At 53.3% G+C, this 17,694-nt stretch carries 19 protein-coding genes and 1 riboswitch; of the genes, 17 read left to right on the top strand and 2 right to left on the bottom strand.

Translation table 11 applies throughout. The annotated features are described in order from the left end of the window. The first annotated feature begins 110 nt into the window (after positions 1-110). Genes A3844_RS22840 through A3844_RS22825 form a run of 4 tightly spaced genes read left to right on the top strand, consistent with a single transcriptional unit; the run spans position 111 to position 3,632 of the window. Entirely contained in the window at positions 111-959 is an 849-nt protein-coding gene (locus A3844_RS22840; RefSeq protein WP_074084086.1) for a glycosyltransferase family 2 protein, read from the top strand. Continuing rightward, on the top strand, positions 956-2,119 hold the full coding sequence (locus A3844_RS22835; RefSeq protein ID WP_074108557.1) for a glycosyltransferase family 2 protein: 1,164 nt from the start codon (positions 956-958) through the stop codon (positions 2,117-2,119). Before A3844_RS22840 ends, A3844_RS22835 begins: the two co-directional genes overlap by 4 nt. After that, positions 2,116-2,853, top strand: coding sequence for a glycosyltransferase family 2 protein (locus A3844_RS22830; protein ID WP_074108556.1), 738 nt, complete (start codon positions 2,116-2,118; stop codon positions 2,851-2,853). The genes A3844_RS22835 and A3844_RS22830 overlap by 4 nt, the downstream gene beginning before the upstream one ends. Positions 2,854-2,900: 47 nt before the next feature. Next, a complete protein-coding gene (locus A3844_RS22825) occupies positions 2,901-3,632 on the top strand; it encodes a sugar phosphate nucleotidyltransferase (RefSeq protein ID WP_074084089.1) in 732 nt (243 codons plus the stop codon). 198 nt (positions 3,633-3,830) lie between these two features. On the opposite strand, the gene A3844_RS22820 is transcribed toward A3844_RS22825, so the two are convergent. Next, the gene (locus A3844_RS22820) at positions 3,831-4,367 is read right to left on the bottom strand and encodes a GNAT family N-acetyltransferase (RefSeq protein ID WP_167374725.1); all 537 of its coding nucleotides are present in this window, start codon (positions 4,365-4,367) and stop codon (positions 3,831-3,833) included. A 216-nt stretch (positions 4,368-4,583) separates the two neighbouring features. Here A3844_RS22820 and A3844_RS22815 point away from each other — a divergent pair, with 216 nt between their 5' ends. The 11 genes from A3844_RS22815 to A3844_RS22765 all read left to right on the top strand — a co-directional run bounded on the left by A3844_RS22815 (position 4,584) and on the right by A3844_RS22765 (position 13,993). Then, positions 4,584-4,877 carry a nucleoside-diphosphate sugar epimerase gene (locus A3844_RS22815; RefSeq protein ID WP_083606978.1) on the top strand — a complete coding sequence of 98 codons (294 nt, stop codon included), beginning with the start codon at positions 4,584-4,586 and terminating at the stop codon, positions 4,875-4,877. Positions 4,878-4,901: 24 nt separating this feature from the next. Next, entirely contained in the window at positions 4,902-5,240 is a 339-nt protein-coding gene (locus tag A3844_RS22810) for an alpha-helical endospore appendage domain-containing protein (RefSeq protein WP_074084090.1), read from the top strand. Further along, entirely contained in the window at positions 5,237-5,548 is a 312-nt protein-coding gene (locus A3844_RS22805) for a hypothetical protein (protein ID WP_074084091.1), read from the top strand. The genes A3844_RS22810 and A3844_RS22805 overlap by 4 nt, the downstream gene beginning before the upstream one ends. Continuing rightward, positions 5,545-5,952: a hypothetical protein gene (locus A3844_RS22800; RefSeq protein WP_074084092.1), complete on the top strand. Its 408-nt coding sequence runs from the start codon at positions 5,545-5,547 to the stop codon at positions 5,950-5,952. Before A3844_RS22805 ends, A3844_RS22800 begins: the two co-directional genes overlap by 4 nt. 168 nt (positions 5,953-6,120) lie before the next feature. Further along, the gene (locus A3844_RS22795) at positions 6,121-6,645 is read left to right on the top strand and encodes a GNAT family N-acetyltransferase (protein WP_074108565.1); all 525 of its coding nucleotides are present in this window, start codon (positions 6,121-6,123) and stop codon (positions 6,643-6,645) included. A 208-nt stretch (positions 6,646-6,853) separates the two neighbouring features. Beyond that, positions 6,854-6,952, top strand: a riboswitch (purine riboswitch). Positions 6,953-7,015: 63 nt separating this feature from the next. Continuing rightward, positions 7,016-8,353: a 5'-deoxyadenosine deaminase gene (locus A3844_RS22790; protein ID WP_074084094.1), complete on the top strand. Its 1,338-nt coding sequence runs from the start codon at positions 7,016-7,018 to the stop codon at positions 8,351-8,353. Positions 8,354-8,470: 117 nt separating this feature from the next. After that, positions 8,471-9,064 (top strand): RNA polymerase sigma factor, encoded by a 594-nt coding sequence (locus A3844_RS22785; RefSeq protein ID WP_341864901.1) that lies wholly within the window; start codon positions 8,471-8,473, stop codon positions 9,062-9,064. Beyond that, positions 9,061-10,254, top strand: coding sequence for a hypothetical protein (locus A3844_RS22780; protein WP_074108555.1), 1,194 nt, complete (start codon positions 9,061-9,063; stop codon positions 10,252-10,254). The genes A3844_RS22785 and A3844_RS22780 overlap by 4 nt, the downstream gene beginning before the upstream one ends. Before the next feature lie 209 nt (positions 10,255-10,463). Continuing rightward, positions 10,464-12,362 (top strand): LTA synthase family protein, encoded by a 1,899-nt coding sequence (locus A3844_RS22775; RefSeq protein WP_074108554.1) that lies wholly within the window; start codon positions 10,464-10,466, stop codon positions 12,360-12,362. Positions 12,363-12,372: 10 nt separating this feature from the next. Further along, positions 12,373-13,818: a glycan biosynthesis hexose transferase WsfD gene (gene wsfD / locus A3844_RS22770; protein WP_074108553.1), complete on the top strand. Its 1,446-nt coding sequence runs from the start codon at positions 12,373-12,375 to the stop codon at positions 13,816-13,818. Then, positions 13,808-13,993, top strand: a complete 186-nt coding sequence (locus tag A3844_RS22765; RefSeq protein ID WP_074084098.1) for an aspartyl-phosphate phosphatase Spo0E family protein — start codon at positions 13,808-13,810, stop codon at positions 13,991-13,993. The genes wsfD and A3844_RS22765 overlap by 11 nt, the downstream gene beginning before the upstream one ends. A 77-nt stretch (positions 13,994-14,070) precedes the next feature. Here the strand turns inward: A3844_RS22765 and A3844_RS22760 are convergent, their stop codons facing one another. After that, entirely contained in the window at positions 14,071-14,847 is a 777-nt protein-coding gene (locus tag A3844_RS22760; protein ID WP_083606977.1) for an AAA family ATPase, read from the bottom strand. Positions 14,848-15,050: 203 nt separating this feature from the next. Between A3844_RS22760 and A3844_RS22755 the strand changes: the two genes are divergently transcribed. Together A3844_RS22755 and A3844_RS22750 are read left to right on the top strand one after the other, a co-directional pair. Next, a complete protein-coding gene (locus A3844_RS22755) occupies positions 15,051-16,142 on the top strand; it encodes a CgeB family protein (protein ID WP_371916020.1) in 1,092 nt (363 codons plus the stop codon). 30 nt (positions 16,143-16,172) lie between these two features. Continuing rightward, positions 16,173-17,306: a CgeB family protein gene (locus A3844_RS22750; protein ID WP_083606976.1), complete on the top strand. Its 1,134-nt coding sequence runs from the start codon at positions 16,173-16,175 to the stop codon at positions 17,304-17,306. The last annotated feature ends 388 nt before the right edge of the window (positions 17,307-17,694 follow it).

Raw genomic sequence — 17,694 nt, 5'->3', positions numbered from 1 at the left:
TTGTCCAAATTTCTGTCTGGAGGGAGACACTTGCCGTTACCCGGGACAGCATAATACATAGACTGTGATGTAACCCTCAGCCCGGAGACCATGTCCTGCAAGGAAGGTGGATGAGCTTGAAGCATACACGTACATCTGCCCGCCGCACGGGTCGGCGGGCTTTGCGACCAACGCGGAGGATTCCCCGGCCAGTGCGTTCTGCCATGCTGCGCGCTGCGGCCAACCACCCGGAACCTTATGTGTCGGTAATCATTCCGGCCATGAATGAAGCAGGAACGATTGCCAAGGTGATTGCCGGAGCGAGGGGAGTCCATCCCCGTTGTGAGGTTATTGTTATTGTTAATGGCTCTGCTGATCATACGGCAGACATTGCGTTATCACTGGGTGCTCAGGTCATTCTCTTCGAGCAGCCGCTCGGACATGATGTGGGCCGAAGTATCGGAGCAGAGGCAGCGAAGGGAGAAGTGCTGCTTTTCACGGACGGTGATCTGGTCATTCCTGCCTCACAGCTGCGTCCCTTTGTGGCCGCAGTCAGTCAAGGTACAGATGTGGCTCTAAATGATTATTCCGGTCCGGTCCGCGGTAAATTCCCGCATCCGGTAGTGCTCTCCAAGCATGCGCTCAACATTATCCTGGGCCGTCCGGACCTGAAAGGCTGCTCAATGACGGCAGTGCCCCATGCACTCAGCCGCAAAGCGTATGCCGATCTGGGAAGCAGCCTCTTGTCACGGCCGCCCCTGGCACATGCACAGGCTGTGCTTGACGGCCTGGTTGTGAAGGCAGTGCATAAGATCCCTGTCGGTAAGCTGAATGCAATCCGCCCTAAGCGGGCGGGGGCTGATCCGTTGCGCGAGGTCATCCTCAGGGATCATCTTGATGCGGCAGGCTTGGTAATTCAGCGCAGAGGCGAAAGAGCAGGCTTCAGTGACGGGAACCGGCGAAGGGAGATGGTGAGATGATAGCCGAGATGCCTGACGCTATATCCAGCTCCCGGCAAAAGGCGACTGTATCTGCGGCACTTTCCTCCCGCAGCTCTAGGGCAAAAGCGCGGCAGGCTCCGGCTGTGCGGAAGACACGGGCTGGCGCACCTGGTGCATCTGGCCATGGCAGTTCTGCAGCAGCCCTTGTCCAAGCAGCGGGACCTTCACCTTCCCGCCGAAAGGGGGCAGGCCGTTCCGCCGCCCGGCGCAAGAAGGCCAGATCTGCTGCTGCCGGTGGAGCCGCAGTCCGCCGGAGCACCGCAGGCAGTCCTGCCTCCATCCGTCAGGGGGCAGGCAGCCCCCTTCACGACATTGCGGCGGGAGGTAATGCCCGGGGCTCCGACGTCTACCGGGGAGCAAAGCCCCAGCTGCCGCAATTGGGCGGGTCACTATCGGTGATTATATCGGCCCGCAATGAAATGCGAACCCTGCCAGGGCTGTTGAAGCAGGTGCAGCAGCTGCATCCGGCTGAAATCATCGTAGTGCTGAATGGATGCACGGATGATAGTTATAAGTACACCCGGCTATGTAAGCAGGCTACAGTGGTGCACTGCCCGGAATCTGCCGGGCATGACGTAGGCCGGGCACTTGGGGCTAAGCTCAGCCGGGGCGACATCCTGCTGTTCCTCGATGGGGATATGGTCATCTCTGCGCCGCAGCTGGCCGTTTTTGCAGCGGCAGTGGACGGTGGGGTGGATGTGGCACTGAATGATCTGGATTCGCTGCTGCCCTCATTTGATTTATGCGATGATGTCACCCGCTGCAAGCTGTATCTGAACAGTGTTCTGGGGCGGAGCGATCTGGGCGTCAGCTCGATGACCGCCGTACCGCATGCCCTGTCACGGCGGGCCTTGGAGCGGATCGGCTACCGTGAGCTGATGGTCCCGCCCAAAGCGCAGGCGCTCTCGATTATAGAGCAGCTGCGGGTAGAAAAAGCCGGGACGGTAAACGTCATTAAGCATAACCGTCTCCGCCAGGGAAACATAGGAGCCGGCAATGCCATGGAGCAGCTGATCGCCGGTGACCATGCCGAAGCACTGCTCCGGGTGCTAATCCACCGCGACAAAAACGGGGGGCTCACCGGTGAAAGCCTGCTGGAGCAGCGGCGGCAAATGGCAGCCTGGAGGAACAGCATATGACGATGACCAGTATTATTATTCCTACGTACAATAGGGTCGGCCTGCTGCGCTCCTGTGTCGAATCCATTAAGGCTCATACTGAATCCGCTTATGAAATAATCGTGGTCGACAACGCTTCAACGGATGGCACAGACGCATACTGCCGCGAGAATAAACTGACCTTTATTTCACTTCCGGCAAACCAGGGGTTTCCGGTGGCCTGTAACCTGGGACTGCAGCTGGCCTCAGGCGATGAACTGCTGCTGCTGAATAATGACGTTATTGTGCCGAGGGGCTGGCTTGAGCGCTTAAAACATGCCTTGTACAGTGCTCCGGACATTGGCATCGTGGGGCCAGTAACGAATTACGCCAGCGGGCGGCAGCAGGTAAGTACAACATATATGGATATTGCTGAATTCCACGCCGAGGCTGAGCGGGTGAGTCTTCAAGGGTCCCACGGGTGGAGTGAAACACGACGGCTGATCGGTTTATGCTTTTTATTGAAAAGAGAGCTGATGGAAACCATTGGACTCCTGGATGAGCGGTACTCTCCCGGACATTATGAGGACGATGATTACTGCTACCGTGCCCGGCTGCGGGGCTACAGGCTGTTGATAGCCGGGAATTGCCTTGTGCATCATGAGGGAAGCGCCAGCTTCAAGGAGGTCTACTCCTCCGGGCTCCAGGAGCTGGTCGAACGGGGCCGCAGGATGTTCATGGACAAATGGAATATAGATCCTGCGCAGTTCATCTAAAAGGTTGACCCAAAGGCTAAAGCCACAGATAAAAAGGAGGAAAGTAAGTGAAAGGAGTCATACTGGCGGGCGGAACAGGATCAAGGCTATATCCGCTGACCCGGCTTATGAACAAACATTTGCTTCCGGTCGGCAAATATCCCATGGTGTGTTACGGTATAGACCGATTGCGCCAGGGGGGCATAACCGATATTCTCCTGGTCATCAGCAAGCAGTCCGCGGGGCAATATACGGATTTTTTAGGCAGCGGCGCAGAGTTTGGCGTCTCTCTGACTTACAAAATTCAGGAGGCTGCCGGAGGCATTGCGGAGGCACTGGAGCTGGCAAAAGGATTCATTCTCCCAGGTGAGCGGTTTGTTGTGCTGCTTGGTGACAATCTGTTCATGGATGATCTGACACCTTATCTGAAGCAGTATCTGCAGCAGCCTCAGGGGACGGCCAAGGTCTTGCTGAAACCGGTGGAGGATGCACGGAGATACGGCGTCCCGGTGTTCGACAGTCAGAATACCGGCTTAATTGCTTACATCGAAGAGAAGCCGGAGCATCCGAAGACAAAGTATTGCGTAACCGGCATTTACATGTACGATGAGGCTGTATTTGATATTATCCGGCGCGTGTCACCTTCCCAAAGAGGGGAGCTTGAGATCACCGACGTGAACAATATTTACGCCGCAGACCGCAGGCTCAGTTACGATGTGCTCAAGGAATGGTGGAGTGACGCTGGAACATTCCAGTCTCTGTACGAAGCCGGAGAAAAGCTGAAAAACACGCTGCCGTGAGGCGCGTGTTTTTTTGCGTCGGGCCAGTGGCACGCCAACAGCGGCAGAAATGCCGTTGTTGCCGCCGAAGCCGGCCAGCGGTACGCAAAGCAGCAGAAATGCCGTTGTTGCCGCCGGACCCGGCCAGCGGTACCGGCGCACGGTTTGCAAGCCGCCTTCACTTCTCCCGCAGCATCACAACCAGCGACAGTGTCCTCGTCAGGCCAGGCTCCCTGCCGGAGTCTGGGCGGCAGGCCGTGCGATCCGCCACCAGATCAGCTCATCAGCCTCCCGGTGCTTTTGCGCGCCCAGGTGCTGAAGCACTTTGTGCGAGGCGGCATTGTCTTTTTCGGTATCAGCGATGACCCAGAGCGCCCGGGGATCGCTGAAGATCCAGTCGCAGATACACTGCACTGCCTCTGTTGCGTAGCCTTGTCTGCGGTGGCTCTCATGAATGACATAACCCACAATGACTTCACCCTGATCATTTGGACACCCTTTGAGGATAATGAAGCCGATCAGGCGCTGCTCTTCCCGCTGAATCACCGCCCAGTTCGTCAGCCATGGATAGTTGAGCGGGTCCTGCATTACCTTGGAGTGTCTGATCTGCATGGCATACAGCATTTCATCATCCAGTTCAGTTCCGCTGGGGTTCAGGCCCAGCGCCTGCTCCAGTCCGGCATAATGAGCTCCCGCCAGGGATAGCTCAGCCAGTGTTAAAGGCCGTATATCCACGCGGCCGCTTGCAATTTTCAATAGAAATACCTCCGTTCCGGTGTTGCCTTTCCTGAGATTCTTATGTAAAAAGTTCAAATCCACCCCCAGCATAATCTCGCCGTTTAACATTTGTCAATACTTACCATTCCCGCAAACTTCACTTCACCCGCTACTCCCCATTAACTTACAGTAAAGCCACGCACCGCACGGGCTTCTGCCGCATATGCTGTAGCAGGGCGTTTGAGCAAAGGAGACATGAAGGTGCAGAGTAAAATAACGAAGGTCCTGCAGCACATGGCCCATACGCACGAACAGATGGCGCGGATTCTCGACGCCGAACGCCACGTCGCCGTCCGTATGTCGCAAATAGTCCATGATCTGCCGGATGTAGAACCTGACTTTGGCGGATTCAGCGGACTGGTGGAGAGCACGGGTCAGGTCAACAAAAATATTATTGCTTACCTGAATGCGATTGCTGATCTGGAAGAGGCGATGGCTGAAGGAGTAGGAAGGGTCATCAAGGAGCTGGGCGGCCAGGAAGAAGAGTAGCGCTTAAGGAGCAGGAGGTGGAAGATGAGCAGAGAAAAGGCTTTTCTGCAAATGCTGGAGTCGTCCGCTACTATCCAGTGGAACATCGCAATGATCCTTGAGGCCAAAGCGGTGGAAGCGGAAAAAGTGAAGCAGTGGACACAGCATCATATCCACGCTAGAGCGTTCGACTCCCATGAAGAACAGTTGAAGGAATCCATCTCCATTCACGAGGTGATTGTGGAAATGGTAGAGGGGCTGACCAAGCTGGAAAACGGATTGTACAGCAATCTAAAAGCGGTGCTGGGCAGCGGTGAAGAAGGCGGCGAGGGATTCGGCGGCATGACCGGTGACGGCATTGAATTCGGAGAAGATAGCAAATGAGCGGCGGGCTGCACTCTGAACATGCCGTCAAGCTCGAGATGATCCGCTCCATTGCCCGCAGTCAGGCTGCACTTGCGGCCATTCTGGAGAGTATAGCCGAGGTTACAGGGCAATCGGAGCTGACAGCCCGCAAGCTGAGCGACAATATCCGGATACTAAGCCAATATCAAAGCGCGATGTGCCGGATGATGTCCGGTATTTCGCTGCACCGGCCCAAACGGGGAATTCCTGCTGCGCCATGGCTGAGTACGGCTTGCGCAGGCGGTACCTCTAGAAGTACATGGAGTACAGGAGGAGTAGAAGGATGAAGATAAAGAAACTTGGAAAGCTGCGTTCGGGCGGCAGAACCCGCAGACGCATACTGCTGTCGCGCAAAGCCAGAGTCCGCAAGGGGCCTTTACGCAAAGCGCGGAGAGGACTGATCCGCCGGACAGGCAAGACCAAGAGAAGTCTCTTGCAGCGCAAAAAAAGAAGACTCCGCCGCCGGATCGTCCGGAAAGTCCAAGTCATTCAGCCGCCGGTACAGGTAGTAGCCGCTATTGAGGTTCCGCCCGTGCCGCAGGTGGTGCCGCTCCCCCCGGATTTGGGCGTCCCGCCGGAAACGCCCCCGGGAGACGCCTTTCAGCAGGGCTACACCGAAGCATACAACGTGGGGTTCGATGCGGGTTTCGCCAAGGGCTTCGAGGACGGGCATAAGCTGGAGCTTGGCTAAACCGCGTGGAGTCACAGAATGAGCTGCTCTGTAGAGGCCGGAGGATGCATGCCGCCTCTATAGAGCTTTGCGGATTTCTCTGCACTATCGATCGCGTTCACGGATATGATAGACTTCTTAACAGAATCTCTACCAGGTTCAAAAGTCGATAGGAAAGCAGGGATGTACATGAGTGGGAATGAGATACGTATTGCACGAAAAGATGAGCTCGGAGAGATCATGGAACTGATTTCCAAATGTGTACAGGTCATGCAGGACGGCGGAAGTGACCAATGGAATGATACTTACCCGAACCGTGAGGTTATTGGGAAGGACATTGCGGACGGCACCTTATATGTCTGTGTGGATCAGGCTGCCATCGCCGGCATCATTGTGCTGGACAACAACCAGGCGGAGCAGTATGAAGCGATTGACTGGTTAGAGGTGAAGGGGCCGAATCTGATTATGCACCGGCTGGCCGTTCATCCTGAGGTTCAGGGCAAAGGGATTGCCCGCAAGCTGATTGCTTACGCCGAGGAGTATGCCCGCAGCAGCGGTTACACCAGTATACGGCTGGATACCTATGCTATGAATAATAAGACTCTGGTACTGTATCCTTCTCTAGGCTATGAACGCAGAGGGGAAGTGGATTTTCCCGGGCGTACAGCGAACTTTCCTGTGTTCGAGAAGGTGCTGACATCCGGTGTGGAATAATGGACAAGCCTGTAGAGGGCGACCGGGGGGCATTTCAGAGATAACCAAAAAGCATTGGTTAGATATTTAATGGGAGGAAACATAACGCAAATACAGTGTTGAAATCAAATACGTGCCTTTTTGAGCATAGAAATCATCTTGTGTTATTTTATCTAACTCATGTTGACAACAAACATGTCTCTAACTTATGATAGGGTTATTCAGCAAGCAATTGAATAATCCTTTTTTTCGTATATCCTTAATAATTGGTTTAAGGGTCTCTACCGGGAACCGTAAATTTCTGGCTACGAAAATATGCCTTGGCATATTTTTGTGGCCTTTTTGTGTTAGCGGCGGCTAAGGATTGCAGAAGACAAGGGGGACGGCGAAGATGGCAAACATCCTGATCAAAAACGCAGAGATGATCACCATGAACAAACAGGAAGCAATCATTTACGGAGATCTCCGCATCCAGAATAACCTGATTACAGAGATCGGTAGCGGGCTTGCAGTACAGGGGGATGAACGGGTGATTGATGCCACGAACCGCACGGTCATTCCGGGTTTCGTACAGACCCATATTCATCTCTGCCAGACGCTGTTCCGGGGCAAAGGGGATGATCTGGAGCTGATGGACTGGCTGCGCAAGCGGATCTGGCCACTCGAAGCGGCGCATGATGAGGAATCGCTCTACTATTCCGCCATGCTGGGGATTGGGGAGCTAATCTCCAGCGGTACGACGACCATTGTGGATATGGAGACGGTGAATCATACGGATTTTGCCTTTCAGGCCATTGCGAAGAGCGGTATCCGGGCCTTGTCGGGCAAGGTGATGATGGATCAGAAGAATGCGGATGCGCCCGCAGCGCTGCAAGAGGAGACGGCGGCTTCGCTGCAAGAGAGTGTGGATCTGCTGGAAAAATGGAACGGGTACGGGAATGGACGGATTCAGTATGCATTCTCGCCGCGTTTTGTGATCTCCTGTACCGAGCCGCTGCTGCGGGAGGTGCGTGACCTATCTCAGCGATATGGGGTTAAGGTGCATACACATGCCTCCGAGAATTTGGGGGAAATCGAGATCGTTCAGGCCATGACCGGGATGCGCAATATCGTTTATCTGGATCATCTGGGGCTGGCCAATGAACGGCTGATTCTGGCGCACTGCGTCTGGGTGGATGAGGAGGAGCGGCGAATCTTGCGCGACAGAGGCGTTCATGTCAGCCATTGTCCCGGCTCCAACCTGAAGCTGGCTTCGGGCATCGCTGATACACCGGGCATGCTGCATGATCACATTCATCTCAGCCTTGGCGCAGATGGTGCTCCATGCAACAACAACCTGGACATGTTCAATGAAATGCGGCTGGCGGCCATGATCCAGAAGCCGCAGCATGGGCCGACGACGATGGATGCGAGAAGTGTTTTCCGGATGGCTACGATTGGCGGAGCCCGGGCCGTGGGTATGGAGGATCAGATCGGCAGCATTGAAGTCGGCAAAAAAGCGGATCTGGCGATCCTGAACCTCTATAACTTCCACACCTTCCCTTCCTTCGATGTAGATCCGATCTCCCGTATTGTCTACTCCGCAACCCGGGCCGATGTGGAAACAACGATCATCGACGGTGAAATCCTTATGGATAAAGGTCTGCTGAAAACTGTAGACAAGGACACGGTGCTGCATGAAGCCAACCGTTCCATTAAAAGACTGCTGGCGCACACATCACTGGTCTAGCGATTCGCCAACAATATAAGAAGCAGGGGGAGAGGCCCTCTGCTTTTTTTTGACTTTTTTAGTGATTTCGGGAACCTTTCCATTAGAATTGAGGTCATATCAAGAGAGGTGAAGACGTTGGAACTGGGATGGGAATTGGAACAGCAGCAGCTGGCGCATATAGCAGTCATGAGCGAAGAGCAGCTGAGGAGGATTATGGGTTTTTACGGCGATGATATATGGAATTATATTTATTACCTCACCAAAAGCGCCGATATGGCGGACGATCTGGCACAGGAGGTATTTATTAAATGTTATTACCGGATCGGAACCTACCGGGGGTCCTCTTCCTTGAAGGCGTGGTTGTTCACCATCGCAAGGAACACCGTATTCTCCCACCGCAAATCGCGGTTCTTCCGTTCGGGGCTCTGGGGCGGTGTACAGACCATCACAAAAGCGGAACCCGCCAAGAACAGCTTCCCTGATGAACTGCTGGGAACGGTCCGTTCTGCGGAGATGGAGTACCTCGGCAACAGCCGGATGGATGAGATCTGGAGTGTGATCCTGCAGCTTCCCGACAAGTTCCGTGAGGTGCTGGTGCTGGATCTGAAAGCGGAGCTGACCATTCAGGAAATCGCCGGATTGACCGGGCTCTCAACGGGAACCGTCAAATCCAGGCTGCACCGCGCGAGGCATAAAGTCCAGGAGAAATTAAGGGGGATGGAATCATGAAGGAGCGGGAGCCGAAGTGGTATGAAGAAGCGCGGAACGGTCCATTCCGGGAATCAAGGTTCACGGATGCGGCAGCCGATAAGGTCATTATGCGTGTGCGAAGCGGTGTGCCGGGACCGGAACGGGCAGGCCAAAAGCTGCGGCGAAGCTTCATAGCGGCTGCGGTCATTCTGCTGCTGGCCGTAGCCGGAGCGATCCTGCAGCAGAAAGGACTACTGGGGGAAGGCAGACAGGCAGGCTTGTTCTACCAGGAGGTGAAGACCCCCGACCTCACCGATGCCGGATTCCGCAAGACAGCCGAGCGTGTAATGCAGGAGCAGCTTGGGAAGAAGCTGTCTTTTGTGGGGCTGGAGCGGATGGATGAAGCGAAGCAAGCCGCTATTATTTTCAGGGCAGGTGAGGATGCGGCTACGGTATGGATCAGCTCGGAAACGGGGCAGGTGCTGCGGATGTACATGAATGCTTCGTTTCTCCCCGGAGAAGCGGATGCAAATCTCTTACGGACAGCCAAAAAGACTATACAGGAAATAGGCTATCCGAGGGAATTTAAGATTAGTAGGGTACAGCGCTTCATACAGTCTGGATTAAAGGTTGAATCTGGGATTCAGGTACAAGTACAGGACAGTTTTATCGGCAATGAGGGGCAGATTGATTTTTTGAATAGAAAGTTCGACCGTGCTGTCTTTAATGTAAGCCTGGATCTATTCACTGAAGAAGTGAATCAGATCGGCCTTAAGGCACTTCAGCATCTAAGAACCAAAGGAACTGATAGACTGATTAGAGTGAGCCGGAACATTGGCGGAGGCAAGGATGAGCTCGTACTAGATTATAGACAGGGGGACCTGTCCTCCTCTTTCTTTACTATGGGTAGCGTTACTATGGATTACTACACACATGCGGTAAAAGGAATGTCTGATATGTCGTTGTTCATTCCTAAGTCACAGGATTCCGGACAGCTTGCTGAGCAGGATCAGAAGCTGCTGAATATGGATGATGCTAAGCTGCAGGATACGGCGGCAGCTGTCGTTAATGGGGTCTTTGGTATTCGTCTTCAGGAATACAAGCTTGAGAAAAACATGAAGACGCCGGGGATTGTTATGTTCAGAAGCGTAGGCAAAAAACATGCAATTAAGGTTTCTTATAATCTTGACGGGGCGGTCTATAATGTACAAGAAGCCGAGGCAAGCTAATCGAAATGCGTATAAGAGATAGTTATATGAGGATGCGAGCCTTTACGGGCCTGCATCTTTTTTTGTTAATACGGGGATTAAGATATTCCCCTATATAAAGCTGTTCCAACTTGTGATTCAGGATTGATTTGCTATACTAGAGAAATGTGATATTTTACAGAAAAAGAGAATTGGGTTTACAAAACATCTAGAAGCTAAGAGGGGAAGTTATGAACGAGAGTAAGCCTGTGAGGGTAGGGGCACATTTCTATATCGTGGCGGGGCTGATCTGGCTGAAGCTGCTGCTGCTGCGGTGGCTGTTTTTTGACCGGATTGCCTGGGAATGGATTGCCGCGGATGTGGCACCGGTGCTGCTGTTGATGGGGCTCCTGACCCTGGTCCTTCCGGCCCGGCTGAAGACGGGTGCCTACTGGGTAATCAACGGCCTGTTATCGCTGCTGCTGTTTGCGGCCAGTGTCTATTTCAATCATTTTGGCTCGGTTCCAACGTACCTGGCCCTGTATGAGCTGAATCAGGTCTTTCAGGTAAAAGAGAGTGTAGAGTCTACGATCCAGGTTGTGGATTATCTGTTTTTTGCGGATCTTGTGGTCGTAGTGGTCTATAGGCTATTCCGCAGATGGAAAAGAGGGTCGGCCTTTTCGCGGCGCCGCTATGTCTCGCCTGGCGCACGGAGAGCACAGTGGATCGTGATACTGGTTGCGATTATCGGCGGCGGATCGTTGTCAGCCTACTCCATTCACGCAGCTCGCGGAATTACCAACGAGCTGGTGCAGGCGGAGAGCGCGGGCTTCCTGAATTATGAGGTGTTCGCAGCAATAAAATCCCAGGAGGACAACGGCCTCATCGGTACTGGGGATATCCACGAAACCATTGCCAAGGTGGACGCACTCGAGGCTTCTTATCCCTACAGCAGCAAACCTGCGGGAACGGTTCCCGATGATTTCGGTTCGCAAAAAGGGAAGAATGTAATTGTTATTCAGATGGAAGCCTTTCAGAATTTTCCGCTGCATCAGTCGCTGAACGGTCAGGAGCTGACGCCGGTGCTGAACGGTTTGGCCGGGGAAGGCTTTTATTTTCCGCATGTCTACCAGCAGATTGGGGCGGGCAACACCTCGGATGCCGAGTTTATGAGCAATACCTCTATTTATCCGATTGCTTCGCTGGCAATGTCCACAGGCTTCGGAGACCGGGTGCTGCCGAGCCTGCCGCGTCTTTTGCGGGATAAAGGTTATGAGGCGTATACGTTTCATGTGAACAAGGTCGGCTTCTGGAACCGCAACGAGCTGTATCCGGCGCTGGGCTTCAATGGCTATTATGACAAGAGAGCCTTCAAAAATGACCATTTCAATGCCTTCGGCGCTTCCGACGAGCAGCTCTATATAACGGCCGTTGAGAAGCTGGCAGCATTGCAGTCCAAGGGAACGCCATTCTATGCCCAGCTTGTGACGGCTTCCAGTCATCATCCCTTCAAAATCCCGGATGCCTTCAAAAAAATCACCCTGCCGGACAAATTGCAAAATACTATGCTGGGTGACTATCTGACCGCCATCAACTATACGGATTTTGCTGTAGGAACATTTATCGAAGGACTGAAGCAAAATGGGCTCTGGGACAACACCGTGCTGGTGCTGTACGGTGACCATTTTGGGCTGCAGCCGCAGGATGTTCCTCCGGAGCAGGTGGAGGAGGCCCTCGGAATTCCTTACGATTCGCGGATCAGCCGCTTCAATATCCCGCTCATTATCCATGCGCCGGGAATGTCAGAGGGGAAGGTTGTAGAGCGCACCGGAGGGCAGCTGGATATTTTGCCTACCCTTGCGAATCTGCTGGGAGTATCGCTGAAGCAGGAGGGATTCACGGCCTTCGGGCATGACCTGCTTAATATTGACCGCAACGTGGTGGGGATGCGCTATTATTCGCCGACAGGAACTTTTTTCAATGATAAGATTATGTTCGTGCCGGGCAAGGGCTTCGAAGATGGCGAGGCAGTATCGCTGGATACGCTTCAGCCTGTGGCGGATTACAGTAAATACCAGAGTGATTATGATTATATTCTGAAGCTGATGGGCTTATCGGACGAATATGTGAAGCTGCTTCCGCAGCGGTAAGGGAGAAAAGATGAAACGATTATTCAAAGCAGAACATCTCATTGTCCTGGCGGGTTGTGGTCTGATTATTTATTTGCTGTTTGTGCAGCCGTTCGTGGGGGTTGCCGACAATGGCGATTTCAAGCGGATGATGAATACCATAGGACTGGATTATTATCATGCTGCGGAAAGCTATGCCGACCGCTTTTTCAGCTTCAGCCATTCCAGATTTTCCTATGAAAATTTGTTCCAGGGCTTCTATCCTTCCTCGCAGATTGTGCTGGTGCTGGTGCCAAGGCTGCTGGCCGGGCTTGTGCACGGCAGTTATTTTGATATCCGCCTGCTGGCGGCGGTGTATGCACTATTGCTGCTGGCAGCCACCTGGCTGACCGTGAAGTTAGGGGCGCGCAGCTCTTATATTACAGGTCTGCTGCTCGGTGCAGGAATGCTTGTTGTATTTTACGATATCGGGTATCTGGCCTACTTCAATTCATTGTTTGGTGAGCCGGTGTCGATGGTATTCATGCTGCTTACCTTTGCACTGGGACTCAGGCTGGCCCTGCAGGAGCGGCCGACAACCAAAGGCCTGACGCTGTTTTTCATCGCTGTCCTGTTTCTGATCTGCTCCAAAATCCAGAATGCGCCGGTCGGCATCGCCTTCTCCCTGATCTTTCTGCGGTTTATGACACTGAACGGGACGGGGAACTGGCGGAAGCTGGCTAGACGGTTCGCGGTGGCGGTGTGTCTTGTCTCTGTGATGATATATGTGGCCGCACCCAAAGAGCTGAAGCATATCAACCTCTATCAGACTGTATTTTTCGGGATTTTGAACCAGTCCCCGGATGTGAAGGGGGATTTGCGTGAGCTGGGCTTACCAGAGAAGCTGGAAGTGCTGGCGGGAACCAATTATTTTGAGGCTGGTACGGCTATCAAGCAGGATGATCCTTCGCTGCAGGCGGATTTCTATGACCGGGTGTCCCATAAGGATGTGCTTTTCTTCTATATTGAACATCCCTCACGGCTGGTGGACGGTATGAAATTTGCTGCCCGGAACAGTATGGATCTGCGACCTTATTATCTGGGAAACTATGAGAAGTCGGAGGGTCTGCCAGAGAAGGCCCTATCCTATACTTACAGCACCTGGAGCCAGTTCAAAAGAGAGGTTCTGCCGCATTCGTTAGGCTTTTTGGCTATATTCTATCTGCTCTATTACGCCGGAGTTCTCTTTGAGTATTTCCGCAGCCGGGAGTTGCGTGGACGGATCGCGGGTGAACTGCTGATGCTGCTGGGTCTGATTGGACTATTTTCGTTCCTGGTTCCGATTCTGGGTGATGGCCGGGCCGATATCGGGAAGCACTTGTTTCTGTTCAACGTCTGCTTCGATATGATGGCTGTGGCGATGTTCGGCTGGCTGGTCCACAAGCTTGTTCAACTGGTGCAATCCATGCTCGGGAAAGACCGCCGCTATGGGCGATAAACAACATCAGGCACGGATTGAACAAGCGAGAAAAGAAATGCACACCTTGGCCTTGGAGCATGGGATCCGGCACCCCCGGGTGCTAAGCCAATCGGTGAAGCTGGATGCCCTGATCAATGAATATATTGATTGTCGGACTGCTGATGACGAGAGACTCCTGGAGAGAGATTCATAGATTACAATACGGAAAATAGGAAAGACACTTGTACAGGTATGTTCTATCTGTGCAGGTGTCTTTTTGTGTTCTCCAACTCAGTCGTCTGCCAGCAGTTCGCGCAGCATCTTCCCGCGGTCGTTCATGAACGCCTTGGTTACGGTATAGTGCTCTGTGTCTTCCAGGGCTACCTGACGGATACCCTCTCCCTCCAGCAGATAAATCTCGGAACCGGGATAGGACATCAGAATAGGAGAGTGGGTTGCGATGATAAACTGCGAATGCCGTCCCACTAGCTCGTGCATGCGCACCAGCAGCGACATTTGCCGCAGCGGCGAGAGAGCCGCTTCCGGCTCATCGAGAATATAGAGGCCTTGTCCCCCAAAGCGGTGGACAAAAGCCGCAAAAAATGATTCTCCATGCGACTGCTCATGCAGCGACTTACCGCCGTAGGAATTGGAGATCTTGTTGCTTCGTACCCCCGGCACCTCAGGACCACCGTCCAAGTCGTCAATATAGGAGGCTACATTGTAGTAGCTCTCCGCGCGCAGAAAGAAGCCGTCCCGCGGGCGTCTCCCCCCTTTGGCAAGCCGCAGGTACTCGTACAGGCTGGAGTGCGAGGAGCGGGTGTTGAACGAGAAATTGAGAGTTCCCCCTTCCGGATTAAACCCCCAGGCTGCAGCAATACCCTCCAGCAGCGTGGATTTCCCCGTTCCGTTCTCCCCGACAAGAAAAGTAACCTGTTTCTGAAAGGCAAGTTTGCTGAAGCTGCGGATCACCGGCAGATCAAACGGGTAGGCCTGAAAGGAAGGGACCCGTTCACGCAGCAGCTCCGCATGGCGGATATAGAGCATGGCATTATCCATCGCAACCATTGTCCCACTCTCCCAACCTTATTATCAGTCTCTCACTTGCTTCCATAATTGTAGCCCGAGTGGAACCATTCTGCAAAGGTTCGGGCATCCCGGGCGAAAGACAGGGGGCATATGCCAATTTCGGCCGGATACAGACAGATGTCCATGAGGCGGATGCTGACTCCGCATATAGTTATACTGTCTTGAGAATATGACGGGGCAGGGTGAAAGCCGTGAAATCAAAAAAGAGAAGAGTGCCTCCACGGGATTACCGCGACGGTTATCAGGAAGGCTACCGTCTCGGCCTGTGTGAAGCCGTGAAGCGCCTGAATTCTCCAGAGGCAGGAGCGTGCCGGCCGTTCAAGCTGATGTATGTTCCCCAGGGATTTCAAGCGATTGATACGGGGGTAACGGAAGCACTGGGACAGCTCGTTAGTGAACTGATCATCAGCTCACCGGAAACGATGCTGGAGATAGCCGCCCGCGAGTCGCCCGGAGCCGTGCTGGTCATGAATGGTCTGCATGTGTTTCCTGAGAATCATCTGGAACAGATCACGGAGATACGTAAACTGGGTATTCCTACGGCAATCTGGTTTGTGGATGATCCTTATTTTACGCAGGATACATCGGTCATTTGCCAGCATTATGACCATGTTTTTACACATGAACTGGGATGTGTGGAGTTCTACCATGATCTGGGGGTAGGCTCTGTACATTATCTGCCGCTCTGCGTCAATCCGCAGATGTTCTATCCCCGCCGCACAGGTCCGCAGTATCAGTACGATATTGTGTTCATCGGCAATGCCTTCCGCAACCGGACGGAGCTGTTCGACGAGCTGGCTCCGTTTCTCCGGGGCAAGAAAGTGCTGATTGCGGGAGGCTTCTGGGAGCGCCTGAATACCTTTGAGGAGTTGTCGCCTTTTATTAAAGACGGTTTTATCCCTCCGGAGGAAACAGCCAATTATTACAGTGGTGCGAAGCTGGTCATTAATATTCACCGCCCATGGGAAGGCGGGCAGGATAACCGGAACACCTTCCAGCTATCCTCCCGTTCAATAAATCCCCGGACCTATGAGATTAATGCCTGCGGGACGATGCAGCTAACCGATGTCCGAGAGGATCTGGGCAGTCATTACCGTCCGGGCAAGGATCTGGAGACCTTTGCAGGTGCCGACGAACTGAAGCACAAAATCGAATACTATCTGGAGCACGAGAAGGAGCGCCGGCAGTTCGCTCTGCAGGGGCTGCAGACCACGCTTCGCCATCATACTTTCCTTGCGCGTCTGCCCTATCTGCTGAATGTCCTTACCTCATAAGTCTGAAATCCAATATAAGGAGCGAATACCATGAACAATAATTTTATCATGCCGGCACCGCCGCTGCCACGGACGCCAGCGGAAGAAGAGAAGCTGCGTGGCCGTCTGACCGGCTTCAAGGTTGGATTTGATGAAGGCTATCTGCGGGGGAGACTTACGATCCTGGATGGACGCCCGGAGGAGCCGCTTCCGGTCCGTAACATCCATGTAATGTACGTGGCTTCGGGAAAAGGATATCCTTATTCGCCGCTTGACGATGCAGTACTCTATGCCCTGCAAAAATTGACGGCTAAGGTCACGATTAGCGATGTGCGTCAGAATCTGGTGGAGCTTGCGGATACGGAACGCCCCGATCTTGTGCTTGTTCTGGATGGAATGGATCTGCCGCTTGATCAGGTTGCAATTCTGCGCAGCAAAGGCATCAAGACAGCGATCTGGCTTACAGATGATCCGTATTATACAGATTTCACTATAAAAATCGTAGCCCACTACGATTATGTGTTCACCTTGGAGCAGAATTGTGTGGAATTCTACCGCGGTCTGGGATGCGCTGAGGTGCATTATCTGCCCTTTGCCGCCCACCGGGAACATTACCGTCCAACGACAGGCCGGTCATCGGTCAGCCGGGATATCAGCTTCATTGGCTCGGCGTACTGGAACAGAGTTCATTTCTTCCGTGAGATTATGCCGGAGCTGATGAGCTACAACACCATTATCAACGGTATTTGGTGGGACCGTCTGCCGGAGGCACCCCTGTATGGGGAACGCATTGAGATCGGCAAATGGATGACACCGCAGGAGACGGCGGTCACCTACAGCGGCTCCAAAATCGTCATTAACCTCCACCGTTCCCATATCGATGAAGCTGTGAATAACAACACATTATCGATCACTGCCGCTTCACCTAACCCGCGCACCTTTGAAATTGCAGCCAGCGGAACGCTGCAGCTCAGTGATGCGAGAGATGATATGGGCTCTTTTTATAAAGTAGGGGAAGAGATCGACACGTTCTCAAGCCCGCAGGAAATGATGGAGAAAATCCGCTTTTACCTGACTCATGAAGAGGAGCGCCGCGCCATGGCTCTGCGCGCGTTTGAACGGACGCTTAAGGATCACACGTATACCAAACGGCTGAATCAGCTGTTGACTGTGATTTACGGATAGGCTGTACAGAGTACAGGAGGAAATGTGCGTATAACCGGGGACAGGTGTCGTGCCGGCATTTGTTCCTCCTCAATATACTACTGGAGTACCGGGCTTTGGCGCTCTTTCGCAGTACTCTGCGGCAGGCGAAGCGGGCCCTTCCGCATACGATGAAGCGGATGCTCCGAAGCGAGTTTACCTGCGAAGAAGTACCATGTAGCATTGGCTCCGTAAAACTAAGCGGATGCTTCCGAGGCGAGTTTTCCTGCGAAGGTATGAACTGTAAGTAATGCTCCGTAAAACTAAGCGGATGCTTCCGAAGCGAGTTTTACTGCGGAGGTATGAACTGTAAGTAATGCTCCGTAAAACTTTTAGGAGGTGAATGGCGGCTCTACAGCCTTGCAAGGAG

Source organism: Paenibacillus helianthi, from assembly GCF_001909055.1.
Classification (GTDB): domain Bacteria; phylum Bacillota; class Bacilli; order Paenibacillales; family Paenibacillaceae; genus Paenibacillus_AQ; species Paenibacillus_AQ helianthi.
Note: the sequence above shows the minus strand (reverse complement) of the source record. Positions and strands in the feature narration are given on the sequence as shown.

Bases quoted from the DNA above. Each gene is read 5' to 3' on its own strand.
- A3844_RS22840 (WP_074084086.1), top strand. From the start codon at position 111: ATGAGCTTGAAGCATACACGTACATCTGCCCGCCGCACGGGTCGGCGG.
- A3844_RS22835 (WP_074108557.1), top strand. From the start codon at position 956: ATGATAGCCGAGATGCCTGACGCTATATCCAGCTCCCGGCAAAAGGCG.
- A3844_RS22830 (WP_074108556.1), top strand. From the start codon at position 2,116: ATGACGATGACCAGTATTATTATTCCTACGTACAATAGGGTCGGCCTG.
- A3844_RS22815 (WP_083606978.1), top strand. From the start codon at position 4,584: ATGAAGGTGCAGAGTAAAATAACGAAGGTCCTGCAGCACATGGCCCAT.
- A3844_RS22810 (WP_074084090.1), top strand. From the start codon at position 4,902: ATGAGCAGAGAAAAGGCTTTTCTGCAAATGCTGGAGTCGTCCGCTACT.
- A3844_RS22805 (WP_074084091.1), top strand. From the start codon at position 5,237: ATGAGCGGCGGGCTGCACTCTGAACATGCCGTCAAGCTCGAGATGATC.
- A3844_RS22800 (WP_074084092.1), top strand. From the start codon at position 5,545: ATGAAGATAAAGAAACTTGGAAAGCTGCGTTCGGGCGGCAGAACCCGC.
- A3844_RS22795 (WP_074108565.1), top strand. From the start codon at position 6,121: ATGAGTGGGAATGAGATACGTATTGCACGAAAAGATGAGCTCGGAGAG.
- A3844_RS22790 (WP_074084094.1), top strand. From the start codon at position 7,016: ATGGCAAACATCCTGATCAAAAACGCAGAGATGATCACCATGAACAAA.
- A3844_RS22780 (WP_074108555.1), top strand. From the start codon at position 9,061: ATGAAGGAGCGGGAGCCGAAGTGGTATGAAGAAGCGCGGAACGGTCCA.
- A3844_RS22775 (WP_074108554.1), top strand. From the start codon at position 10,464: ATGAACGAGAGTAAGCCTGTGAGGGTAGGGGCACATTTCTATATCGTG.
- wsfD (WP_074108553.1), top strand. From the start codon at position 12,373: ATGAAACGATTATTCAAAGCAGAACATCTCATTGTCCTGGCGGGTTGT.
- A3844_RS22765 (WP_074084098.1), top strand. From the start codon at position 13,808: ATGGGCGATAAACAACATCAGGCACGGATTGAACAAGCGAGAAAAGAA.
- A3844_RS22760 (WP_083606977.1), bottom strand. From the start codon at position 14,847: ATGGTTGCGATGGATAATGCCATGCTCTATATCCGCCATGCGGAGCTG.
- A3844_RS22750 (WP_083606976.1), top strand. From the start codon at position 16,173: ATGAACAATAATTTTATCATGCCGGCACCGCCGCTGCCACGGACGCCA.